General features: G+C 38.8%; 18 protein-coding genes. 13 read left to right on the top strand and 5 right to left on the bottom strand.

Annotated features, from left to right (window positions below; genetic code table 11):
• Positions 1-818 precede the first annotated feature (818 nt).
• Entirely contained in the window at positions 819-947 is a 129-nt protein-coding gene (locus IGI69_RS15920; protein WP_016608541.1) for a hypothetical protein, read from the bottom strand.
• A 36-nt stretch (positions 948-983) separates the two neighbouring features.
• On the opposite strand from IGI69_RS15920, the gene IGI69_RS15915 reads away from it, so the two are divergent.
• From IGI69_RS15915 to IGI69_RS15860, 12 genes are all read left to right on the top strand, one after another.
• Positions 984-1,379: a PTS lactose/cellobiose transporter subunit IIA gene (locus IGI69_RS15915; protein ID WP_270288130.1), complete on the top strand. Its 396-nt coding sequence runs from the start codon at positions 984-986 to the stop codon at positions 1,377-1,379.
• Entirely contained in the window at positions 1,376-1,687 is a 312-nt protein-coding gene (locus tag IGI69_RS15910) for a PTS sugar transporter subunit IIB (RefSeq protein WP_005233157.1), read from the top strand. Before IGI69_RS15915 ends, IGI69_RS15910 begins: the two co-directional genes overlap by 4 nt.
• Complete coding sequence (locus IGI69_RS15905) at positions 1,684-2,976, top strand: PTS sugar transporter subunit IIC (protein WP_016608539.1); 1,293 nt, start codon at positions 1,684-1,686, stop codon at positions 2,974-2,976. The genes IGI69_RS15910 and IGI69_RS15905 overlap by 4 nt, the downstream gene beginning before the upstream one ends.
• A 63-nt stretch (positions 2,977-3,039) precedes the next feature.
• Positions 3,040-4,509: a glycoside hydrolase family 1 protein gene (locus tag IGI69_RS15900; protein WP_086338794.1), complete on the top strand. Its 1,470-nt coding sequence runs from the start codon at positions 3,040-3,042 to the stop codon at positions 4,507-4,509.
• A 310-nt stretch (positions 4,510-4,819) separates the two neighbouring features.
• Positions 4,820-5,272, top strand: coding sequence for a MarR family winged helix-turn-helix transcriptional regulator (locus IGI69_RS15895; RefSeq protein WP_016608537.1), 453 nt, complete (start codon positions 4,820-4,822; stop codon positions 5,270-5,272).
• 13 nt (positions 5,273-5,285) lie between these two features.
• The gene (locus IGI69_RS15890) at positions 5,286-5,804 is read left to right on the top strand and encodes a GNAT family N-acetyltransferase (RefSeq protein WP_034858711.1); all 519 of its coding nucleotides are present in this window, start codon (positions 5,286-5,288) and stop codon (positions 5,802-5,804) included.
• A 97-nt stretch (positions 5,805-5,901) separates the two neighbouring features.
• Positions 5,902-6,600 (top strand): B3/B4 domain-containing protein, encoded by a 699-nt coding sequence (locus tag IGI69_RS15885; protein ID WP_016608535.1) that lies wholly within the window; start codon positions 5,902-5,904, stop codon positions 6,598-6,600.
• A 256-nt stretch (positions 6,601-6,856) separates the two neighbouring features.
• Entirely contained in the window at positions 6,857-9,418 is a 2,562-nt protein-coding gene (locus IGI69_RS15880; RefSeq protein WP_086338793.1) for a cation-translocating P-type ATPase, read from the top strand.
• A gap of 310 nt (positions 9,419-9,728) precedes the next feature.
• A complete protein-coding gene (locus IGI69_RS15875) occupies positions 9,729-10,220 on the top strand; it encodes a helix-turn-helix domain-containing protein (protein ID WP_016608533.1) in 492 nt (163 codons plus the stop codon).
• A 113-nt stretch (positions 10,221-10,333) separates the two neighbouring features.
• Positions 10,334-10,540 (top strand): hypothetical protein, encoded by a 207-nt coding sequence (locus tag IGI69_RS15870; RefSeq protein ID WP_005230526.1) that lies wholly within the window; start codon positions 10,334-10,336, stop codon positions 10,538-10,540.
• A gap of 175 nt (positions 10,541-10,715) precedes the next feature.
• On the top strand, positions 10,716-11,009 hold the full coding sequence (locus IGI69_RS15865; RefSeq protein ID WP_086338792.1) for a hypothetical protein: 294 nt from the start codon (positions 10,716-10,718) through the stop codon (positions 11,007-11,009).
• A gap of 13 nt (positions 11,010-11,022) precedes the next feature.
• Complete coding sequence (locus IGI69_RS15860; RefSeq protein ID WP_086338791.1) at positions 11,023-11,415, top strand: hypothetical protein; 393 nt, start codon at positions 11,023-11,025, stop codon at positions 11,413-11,415.
• Between the two features lie 161 nt (positions 11,416-11,576).
• Here the strand turns inward: IGI69_RS15860 and IGI69_RS15855 are convergent, their stop codons facing one another.
• Both IGI69_RS15855 and IGI69_RS15850 read right to left on the bottom strand, forming a co-directional pair.
• Positions 11,577-11,903 carry a YbjQ family protein gene (locus IGI69_RS15855; RefSeq protein ID WP_086338790.1) on the bottom strand — a complete coding sequence of 109 codons (327 nt, stop codon included), beginning with the start codon at positions 11,901-11,903 and terminating at the stop codon, positions 11,577-11,579.
• Positions 11,904-11,918: 15 nt separating this feature from the next.
• Positions 11,919-12,650 (bottom strand): MerR family transcriptional regulator, encoded by a 732-nt coding sequence (locus tag IGI69_RS15850; RefSeq protein WP_086338789.1) that lies wholly within the window; start codon positions 12,648-12,650, stop codon positions 11,919-11,921.
• Positions 12,651-13,112: 462 nt separating this feature from the next.
• Between IGI69_RS15850 and IGI69_RS15845 the strand changes: the two genes are divergently transcribed.
• The gene (locus tag IGI69_RS15845) at positions 13,113-16,784 is read left to right on the top strand and encodes a bacterial Ig-like domain-containing protein (protein ID WP_431399502.1); all 3,672 of its coding nucleotides are present in this window, start codon (positions 13,113-13,115) and stop codon (positions 16,782-16,784) included.
• Between the two features lie 815 nt (positions 16,785-17,599).
• On the opposite strand, the gene IGI69_RS15840 is transcribed toward IGI69_RS15845, so the two are convergent.
• Both IGI69_RS15840 and IGI69_RS15835 read right to left on the bottom strand, forming a co-directional pair.
• The gene (locus IGI69_RS15840) at positions 17,600-19,414 is read right to left on the bottom strand and encodes an alpha/beta fold hydrolase (RefSeq protein ID WP_086338787.1); all 1,815 of its coding nucleotides are present in this window, start codon (positions 19,412-19,414) and stop codon (positions 17,600-17,602) included.
• Between the two features lie 55 nt (positions 19,415-19,469).
• On the bottom strand, positions 19,470-20,054 hold the full coding sequence (locus tag IGI69_RS15835; RefSeq protein WP_086338786.1) for a TetR/AcrR family transcriptional regulator: 585 nt from the start codon (positions 20,052-20,054) through the stop codon (positions 19,470-19,472).
• Between the last annotated feature and the right edge of the window lie 3 nt (positions 20,055-20,057).

Here is a 20,057-nt window from a genome sequence, read left to right as displayed (position 1 = left end):
ATTCTAGAATGACTACTTGGGGAAGTATTTCAGACTCTATCATAAAAATAGTGTCAGTAACAATATCGAGTTTAGTTTCTAACTAAATTCACAACTAAAAAAGGGACTTTACGACAGTTTAGACATGCATATCTAATGTGTGCTAAATGATTGTAATTCCTTTTTTTAGTTTACATAACATAAACTATTCAAATATGTTTTTTCAAAAATTGAAGAAGACAACTTGAGTCTTAGTTTCATCTCCCTGAGGCACGTCTATATCATAAAAATGACAAAAGAAGAAAAAGTATAAATCTTATCGATTATTTTATTGATTTAATATACAAAATTATGATATTCATGCGTATTCATTCATTTATAATTTAGTTCCCCTTGCAAAAGTAAACCGCTTTCTATAAACTAGAAGGCGAATAGAAATCAAAAAAATAGGCACTTCGTATCGGTGTTGGTAGCACCAATACGAAGCCCTGATCAGTCACAATCTTTACACGGATGACCAATCAAGTTGCCATAGTTGATACCCGTAGGCATCAACGTGTTTATTGTACCGAAAAAACGCCTTCATTTCTAGTAGGAGTATGCATTTTTTTCGATAAAAACACAAGAAGCCTAACGCTTATTTAGCTATCTCACAGGCATTGGACAAATCCGTCCAATGCCTTTTTGCTGTGAATCACTACGATTGACTCACGGAGTGAGACAGAGTAGATGATGAACAGTACTAGGCGAGCGCAAGGGAGCGTATTCCTAAAAACTATCGGTTCCACAAAATGGTACCTGCGCAGTACCATTTCCGCTCCCTAAGTCTAAGTATCTAGCTAATACGAGGACAACGACCAGAAGTTGGCAGAAAAATAGGCAGTCATAGTTGATTCTTTAGGCGAAGAACGACGTTGAATGGAGAAAAAGAAATACCATTGCCAATAATGGTCAAAATAAGCGTTCATGGGTCAGCCTTTTATTCTAGATAAAAAAGGAAATTTTTGATTTCTATTCGTAAGTGTGAACAATCTTCTCACAAAAAAGTCAAAACAGCTAAAGGAGAGAATATGGATAACTACGAAGTGAGTTTTACCCTGATTCTACACGCGGGAAATGCAAAATCAGCTGCCATGATGGCGATTGAGGCAGCACGCGAAGGAACCTTTGAAGAAGCACAACGTTTATTAGAAGAAGCCAAAAATGAGCTTCAGCAAGCCCATCAATGTCAAACCGATTTGGTGCAAGCGGAAGCTAGAGGAGAAAAAACGGAATTATCTATTATATTGATACATGCTCAAGATCATTTAGCAATGGCAATGACTGCCACAGAACAAGCAGCAGAATGGCTTTACTTATACCAAAAAATTTCTGAATTGCAAGGAGGAGTTTCATCATGAGAATTATGTTAGCTTGTGCAGCGGGAATGTCCACTAGTATTTTAGTTGCCAAAATGGAGGAAGCCGCAAAAGAACAAGGAAAAGACTACAAAATTTGGGCGATTGATCAAAGTTTGATTGAACGAGAATTAGGTAACTTCGATGTCTTGCTTTTAGGACCACAAGTACAACATACGATGCGTAAAGTGAAAAAGATCGTCAATGATACAGTGCCAGTAGCAGTCATCAAAGCAGTCGACTACGGTCGGGGCAATGGAGCAGCTGTCTTGAAGCATGCGGAAGAGTTGGTAAACGGAGGACAAGGATGAGTGCTTTCGACAAATTCGCTGACGGGGTCAGTATCATTGCAGAAAAAGTAGATGATAACAAATATTTAGGTGTCGTAAAAAATACCTTTACAGTTTTGATGCCCTTCATTATCGTAGGCTCTTTTGCAACATTGGGTAATTCATTGTTAACGAGCGAAACCACAGGGCTGGCACAGTTTTCTGCCCTAAGCTTTTTAGCCGTTATGGAACCAGCCTTTACCGCCATCAACTTTGCGACGATGAATACCATGACATTAGCCGTGATCGTCATTTTGGGGTGGATTTTAGGTGAGCGAAACAATGAGAACGGTATCATGTGTGCGGTGGTCTCCTTGAGTGCCTATGTTTCAGTCGTACCCCAAGGGCTTGAAACGGTCGTTGATGGAGTGGCAGGAATGGCTGCAGGTCTGCCAGTAGATACTTTGAATGCTGGCGGACTGTTCATTGGTATGATTTTGACGATGGTTACCGTAGAATTCTTTTGCAAGCTGAATAAGATCGAGCGTCTGCAAATCAAAATGCCACCGAGTGTTCCTAGCGCCATCAGTAAGTCTTTTAGTGTGCTGATACCAATTTTCATCACGCTGTTTGTCATCGCTATTGCTGGAAGATTGTTTGAATTGGCGTCAGGTCTCTATATCAACGAAGCATTGTACCGCTTCTTGCAAGCCCCGTTGGAAGGGATTTTGCAGCATCCAGCTGGGATTATTGGTTTAGTGATTATTTCCCAAGTTTTTTGGTTAGTCGGAATCCATGGCGGACTCGTTATTTCTCCGATTCGAAACCCAATTTTGATTGCAGCACTAGCCGCCAATATTGCTGCCTTTGAATCAGGACAAACGCCAGATCAAGTCATCACGATGGGCTCTTGGGTAACATTCTTAGTAGCCGGCGGTGCGGGATTGATTCTTTCTCTCAATATCGGATTACTGATGTTTTCGAAAAAAGATGACCTGCGAGCCGTCGCCAAAATTGGCTTAGTTCCTTCTTTATTTGGTATCAGTGAACCCGTTGTGTTCGGTTTGCCGCTAGTATTGAACCCGATTTTTGCGATTCCCTTTGTTCTAGGAAGTGGACTCCCGGCGGCGATGTTATTAGCTGCCAATCAGTTTGGACTAATTGGCTCGAACATTGTGGATGTACCTTTCGGCTTACCGATCATTGTCGGTGCCTTTCTTGGATGGGGAATCAATGGAGTCATTTTACAATTGCTGATTATTGTAGTCGGGGTGTTCATTTATTTACCATTTATTTTCTTGAGCAATCGCCAAAGTGAGTTAGCTGAATAGTAAGAGGATTCTCAAGATGAGTCTGTTTAAGAATACAAGGGAATAGAACGAAGGAGGAGTTTCATGACAAAAAGTTATTTTCCAGAAGGATTTCTATGGGGCGGTGCGATCGCAGCCAATCAAGCAGAAGGGGCATGGGATGTTGACGGCAAAGGCATGTCAGTTGCAGATGTAGCACTATACAAGCCTGACGTTTCTGTAGAAGACTATAAGAAGCAGTGGCATGTCGATGAACAAGCCATTGCTGAAGCGATTGCCGAAAAAGGAACCGGTAATTATGCAAAACGTCGGGGCATTGATTTTTATCACCGATATAAAGAAGATATCGCACTGTTTAAAGAAATGGGCTTTAAGGTACTGCGAGTGTCGATCGCATGGACGCGGATTTTTCCTCGGGGCGACGAAGCAAAACCAAATCAAGTAGGATTAGCATACTATCGAGACCTTTTAACTGAGCTGAAAGAGAATGGTATTGAACCATTAGTGACGCTTTCTCACTATGAAATGCCGCTGCATCTAGTCACCGATTATCAAGGGTGGGTCTCTCGAGAAGTCGTTGATTTCTTTGTCAAATTTTGCAAGGTCGTTTTTGCCGAATACAAAGATCTAGTGACCTATTGGTTGACATTCAATGAGATCGATAGTGTTTTTCGTCATCCGTTTACGACCGTGGGCGTAGTCGAAGAGCGTTATGAAACAAAACAAGCCGCAGAAGCCGCCATCTACCAAGCCTTGCATCATCAATTTGTGGCAAGTTCGTTGGCAACTAAGTATGGGCGTTTATCAAACCCACAAGCAAAAATCGGGGCGATGGTTACCAAGCTCATGACCTATCCAGAAGATTGTCATCCCGAGAATATCGCTTTAGCAGAAAAAGCCAACCGAGAAAATCATCTGTATTCTGATGTACAAGTCTGGGGAGAATATCCGAAATGGCTTTTGCGAGAATGGCAGGAAAAAGGCATTGAAGTGGCGATGGAAAACTGGGATTTGGCAACAATCAAGGAATACACAGTAGATTTTCTTTCCTTCAGTTATTACATGTCCCTAGTAGTTTCAAAAGATGCCGAACAGCGAGAAAAAGTCAGTGGCAACATTGCGACAGGGGTGAAAAATCCCTACTTACCGATGACAGAATGGGGCTGGCAAATTGACCCAGTCGGACTCCGAATCTCATTGCTTTCTCTCTATGATCGCTATCGGATCCCTTTGTTTATTGTAGAAAACGGCGTGGGCGCAGCAGATGAAATCGATGAAAAGGGAGAAATCAATGATCAATATCGCATTGATTATTTCAAAGCCCACTTTGAACAAATCAATTTAGCTCTAAAAGAAGGCGTTGAACTGATGGGTTATACCTCATGGGGCTGCATTGATATCGTCAGTGCCTCGACTTCGCAAATGAGTAAACGCTATGGCTTTATCTATGTTGATGCTGATGATGAAGGAAATGGCACCTACGATCGGAAGAAAAAGAAATCCTTTGATTGGTATAAAAAGGTGATTGCGTCAAATGGGAGTGATTTGGCATAGGGGGTTAAGACGAATTTCGCAGGCTAGGAAACCTTCCTTTCTTTCTCTGTTGGTCTAAGCAATCAGTCTTTATGAATTTGGTTTTGAAATTAGGAGAAATTCGGATAGTATTTCTACTTGGAATGATTGTAAAAGGAGAGTACAGAGAAGTTTTTCTCGGTATTCTCCTGCTTTTTTTGAGAACAGAAACAACAAGCTTATGCCATGCACCCATTTTCTAAGAGTGAGTAAAAAAGTAAATCAAGCCCATTATTGTTGCATATGCAACAATAATGGGCTATTATAGTGCTAGATAGGGAGGGGATAGTTCGTGGAGGATATACTTCGTGAGATAGGTTCGATCAGTAGAATGTTGGAATCAATTGCTAATATTGAATTTAAAGAGCTTCAACTCAGTAAAGGGCAATACATTTACTTAGTTCGTATATTTGAAAATGAAGGAATTATTCCTGAACGATTAGCCGAACGGATCAAAGTTGATCGCACAACTTTGTCACGGGCGGTAAAAAAGTTAGAGGAAAATGGTTTTATCCTAAAAGAGTCAGATAAAGAAAATAAAAAAATCAAACACTTATACACAACTTCCAAAGGAAAACAGGCAGTTCAATTAATCATAAGAGAAAATAACTATTCAAATAAAGTAGCGATTCAACAGTTATCTGCTTTAGAAAGAAAAAATCTTGCGGAAATGCTGGCAAAAATAAAATCTTCGGTAGAAGTTGATTGGGTCAACGTCAAGAATGGGATCAAAAGAGACTATTGAAGGGAGAAGGCAGATGGAAAGCTTACACTTGGTTGAATGCACAGAACGTGACATTGATATTCTGAAACAGGTAAGTATTGAAACGTTTACGGATACATTTAAAGATCAAAATAAAGAAGAAAATTTGATGGACTACATCAATTCAAGCTATACAACAGAAAAGTTAAGGGAAGAGATCACTGAGGATGAAAGCCATTTTTATTTGATAGAAAAATCGGAAGAAACCATTGGCTATTTAAAGCTAAACGTGGGCAATGCTCAAACAGAAAGCATGAAAGAGAACGCTATGGAAGTTGAGCGGATTTACATTCGATCGAAATTCCAAAGAAGCGGATATGGAAAATACCTCATCCAGTTAGCTGAATCTATAGGAAAAAAATGGAACAAATCATACATATGGTTAGGTGTGTGGGAAAAGAACTTCAACGCACGTTCTTTTTACGAGCACATGGGCTTTCACAAAGTAGGGCAACATTCATTCTACATGGGAAAAGAAGCACAGGTAGATGATATTTTGTTAAAAAGGATATAGCGATGATGGCTGCTGAAAAAACAGATATCCTGAAAAATAAAGGACATGAATTTGTTCAAATAAACTAAGTAGGAGTGTAGAGAAAGTGAAGAAAATAATGATCGATCAAGAATTTTGGGCGCTATTTCCAGAAGCCCAAATCAACTGCCTTGTTGTAAAAAATATAAACAATGTTGCCGATGCCGCACAAGAGACGTTTTTTACTAACTTGCTAAAAAGTAGTAAAGAGCAAGCAAAGCGCTACTTAACGACCGACACCTTCAGTGAAAACCAGGTGATCCAAGAATGGCGAAGTGCTTTTCAGCAATTTAAAACGAAAAAAGGGGTACGCTCTTCCATCGAAGCACTGTTGAAACGGGTGAATCAAGAGAGAGAATTTTATCCCATCAATCCCTTAGTAGATATCTATAATAGTATTTCCTTGAAATATGGTGTCCCTTTAGGCGGAGAAGACCTCGATACAATCGTTGGCGACCTTCATTTAGGCGTTGCAAAAGGTGGCGAATCTTTCTTTCCCTTAGGTGCAGATACTGATTCCCCAGCTTTAGAAAATGAAGTCATTTACTATGATGAGAAAGGTGCAATTTGTCGATGCTTGAATTGGCGGGAAGCCCAACGTACGATGCTAACAGAAGAGACCACCCGTGCTGTTTTATTCATCGAGTCGATCAATGAAACGCAACGGGCTCGTGCAAATGAAGCAATCAAAGAGTTAAGTCTGTTGATTCAAGAATATTTTAACGTAACAGGTGATGATTATGTGCTAAGTAAAGAAAGTCCTGAAATCATTTTGTAGAGGCGAGCTTCTTGTCTCTTGGATCAGGATGTGCACCTACTTTTTCTCGATTTTGCATACGATTCTCTCATTTTGATTGCTCGGTCATCGTGAAAATCTTGACCCAAATACTCGGATGTGCAATAATTAGGTGGAATTTAAATAATGACATTAGATTTGTTCGCCGGAATAAATCTTATTGAAGTCAGAAAAACTAACCTTAGGCTTTTATGGTTAGTTTGTCTGACTTCTTTTTTGTTTTAGGAGGTATAGGCAGATGTTAAAAGAACAATTGAAAGAATACGGAAAGGGCCCTAACCAGTCGGGACTTTCCAGTAAAGAAGCAGAAATGAAGCTAGAAAAATATGGATTTAATTCTATAGAAAGCAAAGATGAGAAGCACTTTTATGACTATTTGAAAGAGTCGATGAAGGATATTACCATCTTGATTTTAATCGTTGCAACGCTCTTATCTTGTTATGTTGCTTTTCAAAACCATCCGGATGATTTTACGGAACCGATAGTCATCTTTTCAATTGTCATTCTTAATCTATATTTGTCGATTCGACAGCAAAAAAATGCGGAAAAATCAATGAGTGAATTAAATAAGATGAGTGTTCCCGTAAGTAAAGTATTCAGAGATGGGGTGTTAAAAGAGATTGAAAGTTTGAACATTGTTCCTGGTGATATTGTTCAGTTGGCGTTAGGGGACCGTATTCCAGCAGATGCTACGCTTTTAACGAGTAGTAATTTCTTTGTTGATGAATCGTTTCTAACTGGTGAAAGTGAACCAAGTGAAAAAGATCCCACCTATATTTCTTCTAGTGAAGATTCTTTAGGGGACAGAAAAGACTTGGTTTTTTCTGGCTCATTGGTCGTCACAGGAAAAGCAAACGTTCGAGTTGAAAAGACAGGAATGAATACGGAAATTGGTAAAATATCGAGCTTATTAAGCAAGGAAGAAACAACCGTAGCACCTCTACAAATAAAAATGCAAAAACTTGGGAAAGTTCTAGGACTAATCGCTATTCTCTCTGGCTTTCTAGCGATTGCTATAGGAATCAGCAAAGGATTGTCTTTAGAGACCAGTATCATGACCGCAATATCCATGGCTGTTGCTGCTATTCCAGAGGTTTTGCCAGTCGTAGTAACAATCTCTCTAGCAGTTGGGATGAGGAATACGGCACTGAAGAAAACCATCGTTAGGACTCCTTCAACAGTGGAAACCGTTGGAGGTGTTTCAATCATCTGCTCAGATAAAACTGGAACGATTACGGAAAATAAGATGACCGTGAAAGAAGTTGCCACGATGAAGGATAAACTGACTTCTTGCTTAGAAATAACAGAAGAGAAGGAAAAAAATCTCTTATTTCTCTTCTATCTTGCTAGTTCGATGGAAGAAAATACAACAGTAACTAGTAATCCAACAGAGTTGGCGATCAGAAAAAAACTGGCATCGATCTTCACTAAAGAGGAACTAGGTAAAATCGCTTCAACCTTTGAACAGATTCATGAAGTTCCCTTTGATTCAAAACGAAAAAGAATGACTGTCTTATATAAAGTAAACAACCAGTATGTTTCTGTCACAAAAGGGGCTTTTGATCGCTTGGATCTCATTGATGCGAACAACCCCACCTACGTGAACAAGCATGATGAGTTGGCCAATCAAGCATACCGTGTTTTGGGCGTTGCTTATAAAAGATACGATGAAAAACCTACACGTCTTACTGAAGAAATTCTTGAAAGTCAGCTAGAGTTTGCAGGATTTGTCGGGATTATCGACCCGGCTCGACCCGAAAGCTATACGGCTGTTTCTATTGCAAAACAAGCAGGGATTCAAACCGTAATGATCACAGGGGATCACTTACTGACAGCAAAGAAAATCGCAGAGGATGTAGGAATTCTCACCGATGGGAAAAAAGCAATGACCGGAGCGGATTTACATGAAATGAGCGATGAAAAATTAGCTCGTGTGATTGATGACTATCGAGTCTTTGCTCGTACTTCCCCAGAAGATAAAATTCGAATCGTAAAAGCATTCCAAAAAAACGATGAGATTGTCGCTATGACTGGCGATGGTGTCAATGATGCACCTGCATTAAAAGCAGCTGATGTAGGGATCGCAATGGGAGGTGGCACAGAAGTAGCAAAGGAAGCCTCTGATATGGTTTTAGTAGACGATAATTTTGCGACGATTGTGCAGGCGGTTGAAGAAGGACGACGGGTATACAGCAATATCAGAAAATCATTATATGCGATGCTTGGTTGCAATATTTCTGCACTGACGATCGTTTTAATTTCCTTGCTCGTTGGGTGGGGAGCACCTGTTACAGCGGTTCAATTGTTAATCATAAAAGTAGTTGCAGATGGAATCCCAGGAATGAGTCTTAGCATTGAACCAGTCGACAAAAAAGCAATGAAGGAAGCCCCTATCACTAAATACACAAGCATTTTTGCGCAAGGATTATTGGTAAAAATTGTAGAAATCTCAATTGTTTTTACAGTCGTCACATTAGGCGCGATTCTAATTGGACGTCTAGAATCGATAGAGGTTTCGCAGACAATGACATTTATTGTATTGGGATTATCAACTATTGTGCACATGTTTAATTGTAGAAGTAAAGAATCTATCCTGAAGCTGCGTTTTTTGAGCAATCCGTTGTTAGTAATGACAACCTTCATAGGTGCATTGATCATTATCTTGTTAGTAACGATTCCATTCACGCAAACCATTTTTGGCTTTGTCTCTCTTCGTGCAGTTGACTGGCTATGGGTAATCGGATTATCCATTTTTCCTTTAGTGTATATTGAAGTGAAAAAATACTTTGGTTTCTTCTAATAAGAATGATAGATAGAAAATCTTCTATTAACAAATTTTCTTGAGAAATGAGGGAGGGCAAAAACTCGGAAATTTTTGCTGCTCCTTTAATTATTTACAGATGCTTATAATTTCTGGCTTGATAGTATTTAGAAGATATCAGAATGCACAGCAACTATTGTTGTAAGGAAGGATTCGGTAGTATGTTTCAGGCAAATCGCCAGAAATAGCCATAAAATCCCCTCTATTCTACTCTCTTTTTCAAGAATTCCTGTTAAATGATAGGTTTTATGTCAAAATGAAGGGTAGAAATGGATGAGGAGTGGTTGGAATGAAAGAAACGATATTAGCAATGAAGCTGAAAGAATATAGAGAAAAAAACAAGCTAACGCAAAGTATGCTCGCAGAATTATTAGAAGTAAGTGACAAGACGATCTCAAAATGGGAGTTAGGTGCTACGTACCCTAGCAAAAAAAATATGATCAAAATAGCCGAAGAATTGGATATCTCATTAGAAACATTACTTTTGGAAGAAACTAAGAAAGACAATGATGATTTAAAAGTAAGTATCAAGTATGGGGTGATTAGTTTTTGCTTGATCTTTTTTGCCACGATGATCATAACTTCGTTCAATCAAGACTTCAGCACGATTATGAATCTTTCTATTCAAGAAAAATTTGGTGTATTGTTAACCACCGCTTTAAAACTATTGAGTATCTCTGTGCCGCCAGCGATTATCATTGGCTCCGTGTTTTATTTTTATATCTTCCCTAAAAATAAAAAAGAGAACGAACCATTTCCTCGATTTCGACGGAAATGGTAGATTAGATTATAGGAATCAAGTCATGGACAGAAAAACAGCATTTTAGATAAAAAAGAGTACTCAGTCTGGCTGGTGTGAAAAGCGCATAAATTTTACAAGAAGGAGAGAGCAGGATGGGACTATTTGGTAAAAAGAAAGAAGTCAGAAATTTAACGAAGGAAGAAGAAGCAGAAATCAAAGAAGAAATGGCACGACAAATGCTTTCAAAAAACGAAAATGATATTGGCATGGTCAAGAAAATCAAAGATCTGACAAACATGAGCACAGGACAAGCGAAAGAGCTATTCCTGAAATTCAGGGATGAGTTAACCGAGAGATAGCGGATAGGTGATCAGCCAACAACAGCCTTTCAAATGCGAGGCAGATTCGCTTCATTGACAGCTTATGCGGTTGAAAAGGATGTTGTAATCTGGTCAGTTAGTTTTATAAAACTCGGTTACGCCGTAGCACTTCTATTACAATCAAGATTTTTTTCTTCTACTGGAGGGCACAACGATGTCGAAAGATTTAAAAAAGGTTTACAGTATTACGGTTATTCAGGTAGTGATTTACGTGATTGCATTCGCCATGGCTTTTCTTAATCGCGGGATCTCACCGAACTGGCCCTTCTACTTGGTCCTAGTAGGAATATTAGTAGGATTTTTTATCCCCCAAAAATATCGCTCCCAATTTTCTTCGACTGCTCCGGGTATTTTTTTAAAGAACCGTACGAGACGTACAGAAAATATAATCGAACTGACCGTCACTTGTTTCGTCATTTTTCTGGTTATTTATTTAAATCTTGTCTAGAGGGGGTGTGACTATGAATACTATCAAAAAGAAGCGGCGGTTAGGATTGGTGGGTCTTTATTTACTTTTGGCTATAGTGTCCTCACTTATACGACAAGTGAAGTACTATGGCATAACGGCGATACTTATGATCATTCTCACTTTCCTCGTACTGGTCATTTTATGGGGGTCTTTGCTTCGTCACAACGTTATTGGTGTCACTTGGACAAGTATGACTTATGAACCAAATCTTCATAAAAGTGAACGGGTGTTTTTGTTTAGCCTCGTTACTTTGGTAGCGCCGGTTCTTAGATTTCATGACTTGACTGTCTATGATTTAATCGTTTCTGTTGTAGCTATATTGCTAGGGATAGTTGGTTTTGTAGTAAATGAGCATCGTTTAAATCGGAAAAAACAAAAGGCTTAGTAGAATTTTTCATTTGACCTCAGAAGTGACCGTTTTTATGCGGTCGCTTTTTTAATGAAATAAATGATCTTTTAAGCGCAATGAAAATAAATCAGATCACGGTGATCCGCACCGTGCTTTCTTTATTTTGAACCGCTTTTTATAGAAACATACAGAATTCTCTAGTCTTCAACAACAACGGCTGTTCCGCTGGCTGTCACCACAATTAACATAATATCTGAATTTACAAATTGATTGTAGCTGATACGCGTATTGACTATGGCGTTTGCCGATAAGCGATGCGCTTGTTCTTTCAATTCCACGAGAGCTAACTTTCTTCCTTTAGAATATTCATCAGAATAGGTAGTAGATTTTCCACCAAATATCCCTTTTATCCCACTTATGGCATCCATTACGATGTTCACGGAAATCACTTGTTCATTAAAAATAGCTCCTTTTACTTCACTGATTTTTTGGTCTGCAATGGTCTCGGTTGTTACTAAATACATAATAGATTCCTTCTTTCACAATTTCATTTCTACAGTAAAAATAGTGGTGTTGTTATAGGCTAATGAGCAATAGACGTTTTCAAAAAATAAGAGTTGATTTTGAGAAATATCTCTGACAGACAGCAGTTTGTCCGTTAAAAAAAGGTCGATATTTTGTTTGATACAATCTTCCGTCTCCACGATAAAACTCATACTTGCATAAGTCCCTTTAGTAAAAGCAAATTCCCCTTCTTCCTTTTTACTTTCAAGACAAGGGATATCTTCATTTTCACGATGAACATAAAAAATTTGATCGAGAGAGGATAGATTCATATTATTGGCTTTTATCAAATCCACCTCGCCATTTTCCACAACTGATTCTGGAAAAGAATGAAAATAACGATCGGACCTCTCGAAGAAACTTATTTCGTTTAACTTGTAGGAATTTTGGGCTTCGATAACGGCGTGTACGGTATTTTTTATAGCCAGCAATTCATCGATCTTTTTTTGGATCGTTTGTTCGGCTTCAGTAAAAAAAGGTGCCATGTTTGATTGGGTCAAAATGGTTTTGATGGAACGAAGCGAGTAACCAATATTTTTAAAAACGAGAATCTGATAGAGTTTGTAGACATTTTCTTCATCAAAGAAAAAATACCCGTTTTCATTCCGTTCCTTTGGTGTGAGCAATTCGATATCAATATAGTGTCGAATGGTGTGTTTCGAAATAGAAAACAATGATGCTAGTTCACTTGTTGTAAGTAATTTCATAAGTAGCCTCCTGAGGATAAGTATATCGTGTCGGGTAACCACACAGTCAATAGCTTATGAAAAAATATGGAATATATCTTCTTCTAAAACACAATTCTCGTACACTGTTATACCAAAATGTCAGTTCTCTAGTGAGAAGCATCCAAAGTCTGCAGTTCTAATATTTTAGTTCCATGAAAAAAATAGAAATTCCTATGCACAAAAAAAAAGGATAATAGAAAAAGTACGTTTATAGTTTTGGATTATATAATTATAAGGATGAGATGGTTAAGATGAAGAAATAATAGATAGTAAGCCTCCCTTGAATTGTAGGTTACGCACTTGTGATATAGACATTATAAATCATAGCATTTAGCAAATAATTTTATGTAATAACCGTTGTTAGGTGCTTTTTTTTAATAAATTAAAATGCCGTAGTTTAATGCTAAGATGCCGTTTGTTAAATCGAAATGAGGAGAAAAAATGAAAAATAAACATATGCACCTTTTTTTAGTTGGATTATTGTTTGGGTCAATTGTAATGAATCCAGTACAAGCATTGACAGATACGCTCGGAATAGCACCCGCTCAGGAACAAGAAGCTGCCAATCTTTTATCGGAACCTTTGAACAGCTTTGAAAAAAGTGAAAATCAGGAACCGTCGCCTGATAACAAAGATGTATTTTCTGAAAGTGAAGCTAATGAAAACCTTTTGGAGAATGAAACGTCAAGCAGTCTAGAAGATGATGCTGCTATGAATGAGGAGCAATCGGATAACAGTAAAGAACTATCTGAAAGCCAGTCATCTGAATCCAATACGAGTGAAAGTATGAAAGATAATGCTGACCAGAATCAAATACATAAAAAAGACTCAAAGATGCTTATGGCTCCAATGGAAGCTTCAGAAACGTTCACTTATGATTTAACAGTCGAATATGATCCTCTTAAGTTTAAATCTTTGGTAATCGATTTACCCATTCCTGAAAAATATATACAGGATGAACTATATTTTCGTCTTCTGTTAGGTGGAGATGACGGAAATTTTTACGAGTACAAATCGGATCAGCAATATTTCATGACAGGTTCATCACATAGCAATCCAGTAATAGGAGTGAACACTTTACAAATGTCATGGAGTAATTTCACTCAAGGTTGGAGCCCTGATGATTATGAATATTTTGGGTTTACTGTGGTTATTCCTTACAAAGATGCTAACGGGAATGACCTATTTACAGCTGCATACAATATCCGTTTTACAAACAGCCACTTAACTATTCAGTATGTAGATGAATCAGGTCATGAAATCTACCCTTCACGTCGAATTGATGATAGTAGAAATCAGCCCTATAACGTTTCAACTAGCGACTATATTCCACAAATTCCAGGATATGAGCTAGACACAAGTAAGTTGCCTTCTAATGCTATTGGAGTATTTCAACGTGGTGAATTTACTGTTACCTATGTTTATCAGAAAGTGCAAATTGATTATACCGATATTTTGATTAAAGATAGTACTATTCATACACAGGACACATGGTCACCGATCGATAACTTTATCGAGGCTTCATCAAAAGAAGGGAAACAGCTAACTTATGAGGAATTTTTGGCAAACGGCGGGATTGTCTCTGGTACAGTAGACACACAGACAGCGGGTACTTATACGGTTCGTTATACTCTCAATAATCTAACCAAGGATGCAACAATAGTTGTTAAGCCTCGGCTGACCGCCATAAATGTCTCTGACTCAACAATCTATGTGGGTGATCCATGGGAAGCAGAGGATAATTTTGAGAGTGCATTAGACAAAGATGGCAACGATGTTGATTTTTCAGCCCTAACGGTCGATGCCAGTAAAGCAGATACGAGTAAAGCCGGCAGTTTTGACGTCACGTATACGTACGATGGTGTAACCAGTACAGCGATTGTTACGGTCAAAGAAAAACAAACTGCGGTGAACGTCCATGATTCAACGATCTACGTGGGGGATAGCTGGGAAGCAGAGGATAACTTCGATAGTGCGTTGGATAAAGATGGTAATCCGATAGATTTCCAAGAACTGACGGTCGATGCTAGTAAAGCAGAAACAAATAAAGCAGGTACTTTTGAAGTCACCTATACGTACGATGGTGTAACGAGTACAGCGATCATTACGGTCAAAGAAAAAATGACAGCCGTCAACGTCCATGATTCCACGATTTATGTGGGTGATTCATGGCAAGCAGAAGATAATTTCGATAGTGCGTTAGATAAAGATGGTAACGACGTTGCACTTTCAGATCTGACGGTCGATGCTAGTAAAGCCGACACAAGTAAAGCAGGGACCTTTGAAGTCAAGTACACGTATGATGGTGTAACGAGTACAGCGATTGTTACAGTCAAAGAAAAAATGACAGCCGTCAATGTCCACGATTCCACGATCTACGTGGGGGATAACTGGGAAGCAGAAGATAATTTCGATAGTGCGTTAGACAAAGATGGCAACGATGTTGATTTTTCAGCTTTAACGGTCGATGCTAGTAAAGCCGACACGAGTAAAGCAGGCAGCTTTAAAGTTACCTATACGTATGATGGTGTAACGAGTACAGCGATTGTCACAGTTAAAGAAAAAATGACAGCCGTCAACGTCCATGATTCTACGATTTATGTGGGAGATAATTGGGAAGCAGAAGATAACTTCGACAGTGCGTTAGATAAAGATGGCAACGATGTTGCACTTTCAGATCTGACGGTCGATGCCAGTAAAGCAGATACGAGTAAAGCAGGCAGCTTTAAAGTCACGTATACGTATGATGGTGAAACGAGTACAGCGACTATCACGGTCAAAGAGAAAATGACAGCCGTTAATGTTCATGATTCTACGATCTACGTGGGAGATAACTGGGAAGCGAAAGATAATTTCGATAGCGCATTAGACAAGGATGGGAATTCAGTAGATTTCCAAGATCTGATTGTCGATGCTAGTCAAGCAGATACAAGTAAAGCAGGCAGCTTTAAAGTCACTTATACGTATGATGGTGTGACCAGTACAGCGGTTGTTACAGTCAAAGAAAAACAAACTGCTGTCAATGTCCATGACTCCACGATTTATGTAGGAGATACTTGGGAAGCAAAAGATAATTTCGATGGTGCGTTAGATAAAGATGGCAACGACGTTGCACTTTCAGATCTGACGGTTGATGCGAGTCAAGCAGATACAAGTAAAGCAGGCAGCTTTGAAGTTACCTTTACGTACGATGGTATAACCAGTAAAGCGATCGTGACAGTCAAAGAGAAAATGACAGCCGTTAATGTCCACGATTCTACGATCTATGTAGGAGATAATTGGGAAGCAGAAGATAATTTCGATAGTGCATTAGACAAAGATGGCAACGATGTTGATTTTTCAGCCCTAACGGTCGATGCCAGTAAAGCCGACATGAGTAAAGCAGGCAGTTTTGAAGTTGCCTACACGTATGATGGTGTAACCAGTAAAGCGATTGTCACAGTTAAAGAAAAAATGATAGCCGTCAACGTCCATGATTCTACGATTTATGTGGGAGATAATTGGGAAGCAGAAGATAACTTCGATAGTGCGTTAGATAAAGATGGCAACAATGTTGATTTTTCAGCTCTAACGGTCGATGCTAGCAAAGCAGATATGGGTAAAGAAGGAACCTTCAAAGTTACCTATACGTATGATGGTGTAACGAGTACAGCGATCATTACGGTTAAAGAGAAAATGACAGCCATCAATGTCCATGATTCCACGATTTATGTGGGAGATAAATGGACGGCAAAAGAAAATTTTGACAATGCATTAGACAAAGCAGGAAAGAAAGTCGTGTACGAAGACTTGACAGTAGACGCCAGTCAAGTTGATCCGAGCAAAGCAGGTAGCTATGAAGTATCGTATAGTTATGATGGAATTACGGTAACGGCTACAGTCACAGTAAAAGAAAAACCTAGCCAAGAAAAACCTGCAGATGATTCAACGCATGCGACACCAGAACAAGAGAAAGAGAATCAGAAAAAAACAACTCCTGATAGTAAGAAACATGTAACACTTCCTAAAACAAATGAAAATAAATCAGTAGTTGAATTAGTAGCAGGTGTCATAATTGTGCTTCTGACAGGTGTAATTTTCTTTTGGAAAAAAAGAAAAGCGAAGAAAGTGTAATGTCTAAAAAATAAAGTATGCGGGATTTATTTCCGGGTACTTTATTTTATTTGAAAAAGACTTCAGCCAAGTTTCTCTTTCTTACTAGGTTAGAGAGAGAAACCTTCACAGAGGCCATGTAGGTCACATAAAATCAACTCCCGAGCAACAGAAAGTAGATGATGAATCTATTAAATTTACTGTTAAGAAATGACTTTTACGAATTTCTTTATGAAATTTTTTTAAATCATTCGATACAGTGTACGGGACCATAAGACCATTTATTTATCCATAAAAATGAAGACTATAATACCCTGGATTTTGTTACATTTCTTGTATAATTTATTCGCTTTATTACTCTCTCTAACATGGAAAGAAGCTAATCAAAGGATCGTTTCTTATAATTAGCTTCTTTTTTATTACTTAGCTATTGTGGATAGATACCATTTTATTTACTTATCCTAGATAGTTTTCTTATCTTAACTTTTTGTTTATCTGATTTTTTTATAACGATAACCAAGAGTCTCTTGGCATAATACCAATTTTGACTCCGATACTATTTTCATCAAAAATAGTAGAGCAGGCTCCTGATAGAATCGTTTCTTCTGGAAAGCTAACAAGTGTGGATGTCCGTGCCGCCAGAAGAGCTATGGATAGATTTTTCATGTAAATTTATTTCATAGAGAATCATATCTTCTTACATGAAGGATGTTAAGAAGATACTGACACCATTCTCATCAAAGAGAGGGTCACCTTTCAATAACTAATTATATTAAGTAGGAATTTTCGGTAGTAAGGTTAGCGCAATTGATCAATCATCGCATGCCTCTCTAAAATCACCCTTCGATCAACTCTACCAGCACATCAGCTGTTTCTTGCGGATGGCTGATTGGAAAATGATGACCCAATGGCAGATCGACTATTTTAGTCGTTTCTCTTGGCGGTAAATAGCTTTTATCCTCGGTTCCCCATATGATCGGAATTGAAGGGTCTATTCTTTGGTGAAGGGTCATTTCTTTTAACAACCGATTTAGTTGAAGTGTTGTGTTGACTATCCGTGAAGAACGAACACTCTTCTTCACTCTTTTTAAATATTCACTAGAAGAGGCTGCTTCGTCTATCAGCAGTCCTTTTTTTGTAAAATAGGCGAGTAGTTGTCGTTCAGAGACATGCTTTAAAGCTAGTTTACTGAGCCATGTTGCAGGGACCGAATCGGTTTTGTGGACAGGTGGTTGTAAAAGAATCAGTTGATCGTTCTCTGAAAAGAAGCGCTGTTCAGCGGCTGTTAGTAACAAGGCAGCACCAAAAGAATGGCCGATAAAGACAGAGCCATCAGGCAGGATATTCTTTAGTGAGCGTATCAACTCAAGATATGGTGTCAACAGCTGTTGCTTTTTAATAAACGGAGATCTTCCGAATCCTGGTAAGTCTGCAATGATAATTTTTCTGCCTGTTTGTTTATTCAATGCTAGTCCCAGTTGAAAGAGATCGGTGCCATCGCTAAATAAGCCATGCAAAAGCACGAGAGGAGTAGCAGAGCCCTCCAATTGATAGACCGTCGCTTCGTTGACAGCTATGCGTGTGTAGGGTGTTAGGCTTTCTTCCCCATAGGTCAAGCGAAAATCAATGTCAGCTACTGCTAATGGGATGTTTGATGCTGCGATTTTTTTAATCAGTTTCGGCTCAAAATCGCGTTTTGTCAGCCGATTGTCAAACGTTCTATTGGTTAAAAAGTTTAAACTGCTTTCAGGAATCCCCGTTAATTTGCTTCCGCCAGCTGCCATAACGAACTTGAGTAAACCAAAAGGAACAGTCAGACGAGGTTTGTTTCGATTAAGACTTTCAGAAATCAGTCCCATCAGTTGAACGATCTCTTTATCGGCGTGTTTATCGGCAACAAGGGGATACGTCATTTCGTCTTTTGTCTCATTGAATATGGTTTTGACAATAAATTGTGCGAGTACATTTTTATTGATCAACGGCAGTCGATAGTCGGTTCCTCCGGGGATAACCGGTAAGGCTCCACTTCGGATTATTTTTATAAATAAGCCAAAGCCTTCGAGCTGTTCGGTGCTGCCTGTTTGCTCATCACCGATGACGGTTGGCGGATTGATTACTGCTAAAGGAATATGGTGCTTTTTCGCTTCTTGTCGAATATAAATATCAGATAAAAACTTCATCTGCTCATAGGGCGGGGTTCCAAGTAACGCTGGATGCACCTCTTTGAACACATCCGTCGTTTCCCAGACAGAAGAATCATCCGTGAATGGGCTCATGTACCCAGCTACGTGGATGATCTTTTTCAATTTGTTTCTCTTGTTGATTTCTGTTGCAAGTGTCATGAGGTTTTTGCTGCCTTCTAAAAAGGAGCGCTTCGCGGCTACTTCTGATAAGGTGATATCCATCGGACCGCCGCAGTGAAGAATCATGTTGCAGTTCATCACTCGTTCTTGGTCGATCGCATTTAAGCCTAAGTTCTCTTTTGTTAAATCGCCTGTTACCAACACTATTTTTTCAGGGGCTAATGCTTGCAATGGTCTTGCTTTCGCTGGATTTCTGACAAGTAATGTTAAGAAAACATCTTCCCTTGCGAGTTGTTTGACGATTTCTTTGCCAATAAACCCAGTTGCCCCGATAATTAAAATATTCATTATTTTCTCCTTTTTTAGAACTATTTAGTCCTAATTTTATATAAAAAAATTACTCTTAAACGAGTAATTTAAATAAATTTTTGGCTGTAGTAGTGAGATACTGACTCTCTTTTTTTACTTCTGCTAAAAAGAGTGCCCCTTCAAGGTTATTCACAAAAATCTCCGCCGTTTCTTTGACGTTGATGTCTTCACGAAATGCTTTAGTATTTATTCCTTCTTGAATCAATCCCTCGCAGATACGCGTTAAATAATCAAAAAAATGATTGATTTTTTCTTGGACCAGCCGATCATTTTTCGGTGCTTGCATAATGAAAGTAATGAAGGGACAGCTGCCTTGATAGTCCCGCTCTTCAATTTCTTCAGCTAAACTTTCTAGAAAGGTCAGCATTTTTTCTTCCAAAGTTAGATTGGTCTGTTTCAAAATGTCTGCTAGTTTTTCTCGGTATACAGTGATCCAAAAATCAATCACTGCTAGTAATAATTCCTCCTTGCTTGAGAAGTGGTAATAGACATTTGATTTTGACACACCGCTTTGCTGCACGACCTCATCCATACTGGTATACGTGTAGCCGACTTTGAGAAAAAGGCTGGCGGCTGTTTCGATCACTCGGTTTTTATTTGAATGTTTATAATTTGTCATAAT

Source organism: Enterococcus sp. DIV1083b (assembly GCF_051713705.1).
Classification (GTDB): Bacteria; Bacillota; Bacilli; order Lactobacillales; family Enterococcaceae; genus Enterococcus_D; species Enterococcus_D casseliflavus.
This window is presented reverse-complemented; position numbering and strand designations above follow the sequence as displayed.

Bases quoted from the DNA above. Each gene is read 5' to 3' on its own strand.
- IGI69_RS15905 (WP_016608539.1), top strand. From the start codon at position 1,684: ATGAGTGCTTTCGACAAATTCGCTGACGGGGTCAGTATCATTGCAGAA.
- IGI69_RS15870 (WP_005230526.1), top strand. From the start codon at position 10,334: ATGGGACTATTTGGTAAAAAGAAAGAAGTCAGAAATTTAACGAAGGAA.
- IGI69_RS15920 (WP_016608541.1), bottom strand. From the start codon at position 947: ATGAACGCTTATTTTGACCATTATTGGCAATGGTATTTCTTTTTCTCC.
- IGI69_RS15890 (WP_034858711.1), top strand. From the start codon at position 5,286: ATGGAAAGCTTACACTTGGTTGAATGCACAGAACGTGACATTGATATT.
- IGI69_RS15910 (WP_005233157.1), top strand. From the start codon at position 1,376: ATGAGAATTATGTTAGCTTGTGCAGCGGGAATGTCCACTAGTATTTTA.
- IGI69_RS15835 (WP_086338786.1), bottom strand. From the start codon at position 20,054: ATGACAAATTATAAACATTCAAATAAAAACCGAGTGATCGAAACAGCC.
- IGI69_RS15885 (WP_016608535.1), top strand. From the start codon at position 5,902: ATGATCGATCAAGAATTTTGGGCGCTATTTCCAGAAGCCCAAATCAAC.
- IGI69_RS15900 (WP_086338794.1), top strand. From the start codon at position 3,040: ATGACAAAAAGTTATTTTCCAGAAGGATTTCTATGGGGCGGTGCGATC.
- IGI69_RS15865 (WP_086338792.1), top strand. From the start codon at position 10,716: ATGTCGAAAGATTTAAAAAAGGTTTACAGTATTACGGTTATTCAGGTA.
- IGI69_RS15850 (WP_086338789.1), bottom strand. From the start codon at position 12,650: ATGAAATTACTTACAACAAGTGAACTAGCATCATTGTTTTCTATTTCG.
- IGI69_RS15880 (WP_086338793.1), top strand. From the start codon at position 6,857: ATGTTAAAAGAACAATTGAAAGAATACGGAAAGGGCCCTAACCAGTCG.
- IGI69_RS15840 (WP_086338787.1), bottom strand. From the start codon at position 19,414: ATGAATATTTTAATTATCGGGGCAACTGGGTTTATTGGCAAAGAAATC.
- IGI69_RS15845 (WP_431399502.1), top strand. From the start codon at position 13,113: ATGAAAAATAAACATATGCACCTTTTTTTAGTTGGATTATTGTTTGGG.
- IGI69_RS15875 (WP_016608533.1), top strand. From the start codon at position 9,729: ATGAAAGAAACGATATTAGCAATGAAGCTGAAAGAATATAGAGAAAAA.
- IGI69_RS15860 (WP_086338791.1), top strand. From the start codon at position 11,023: ATGAATACTATCAAAAAGAAGCGGCGGTTAGGATTGGTGGGTCTTTAT.
- IGI69_RS15855 (WP_086338790.1), bottom strand. From the start codon at position 11,903: ATGTATTTAGTAACAACCGAGACCATTGCAGACCAAAAAATCAGTGAA.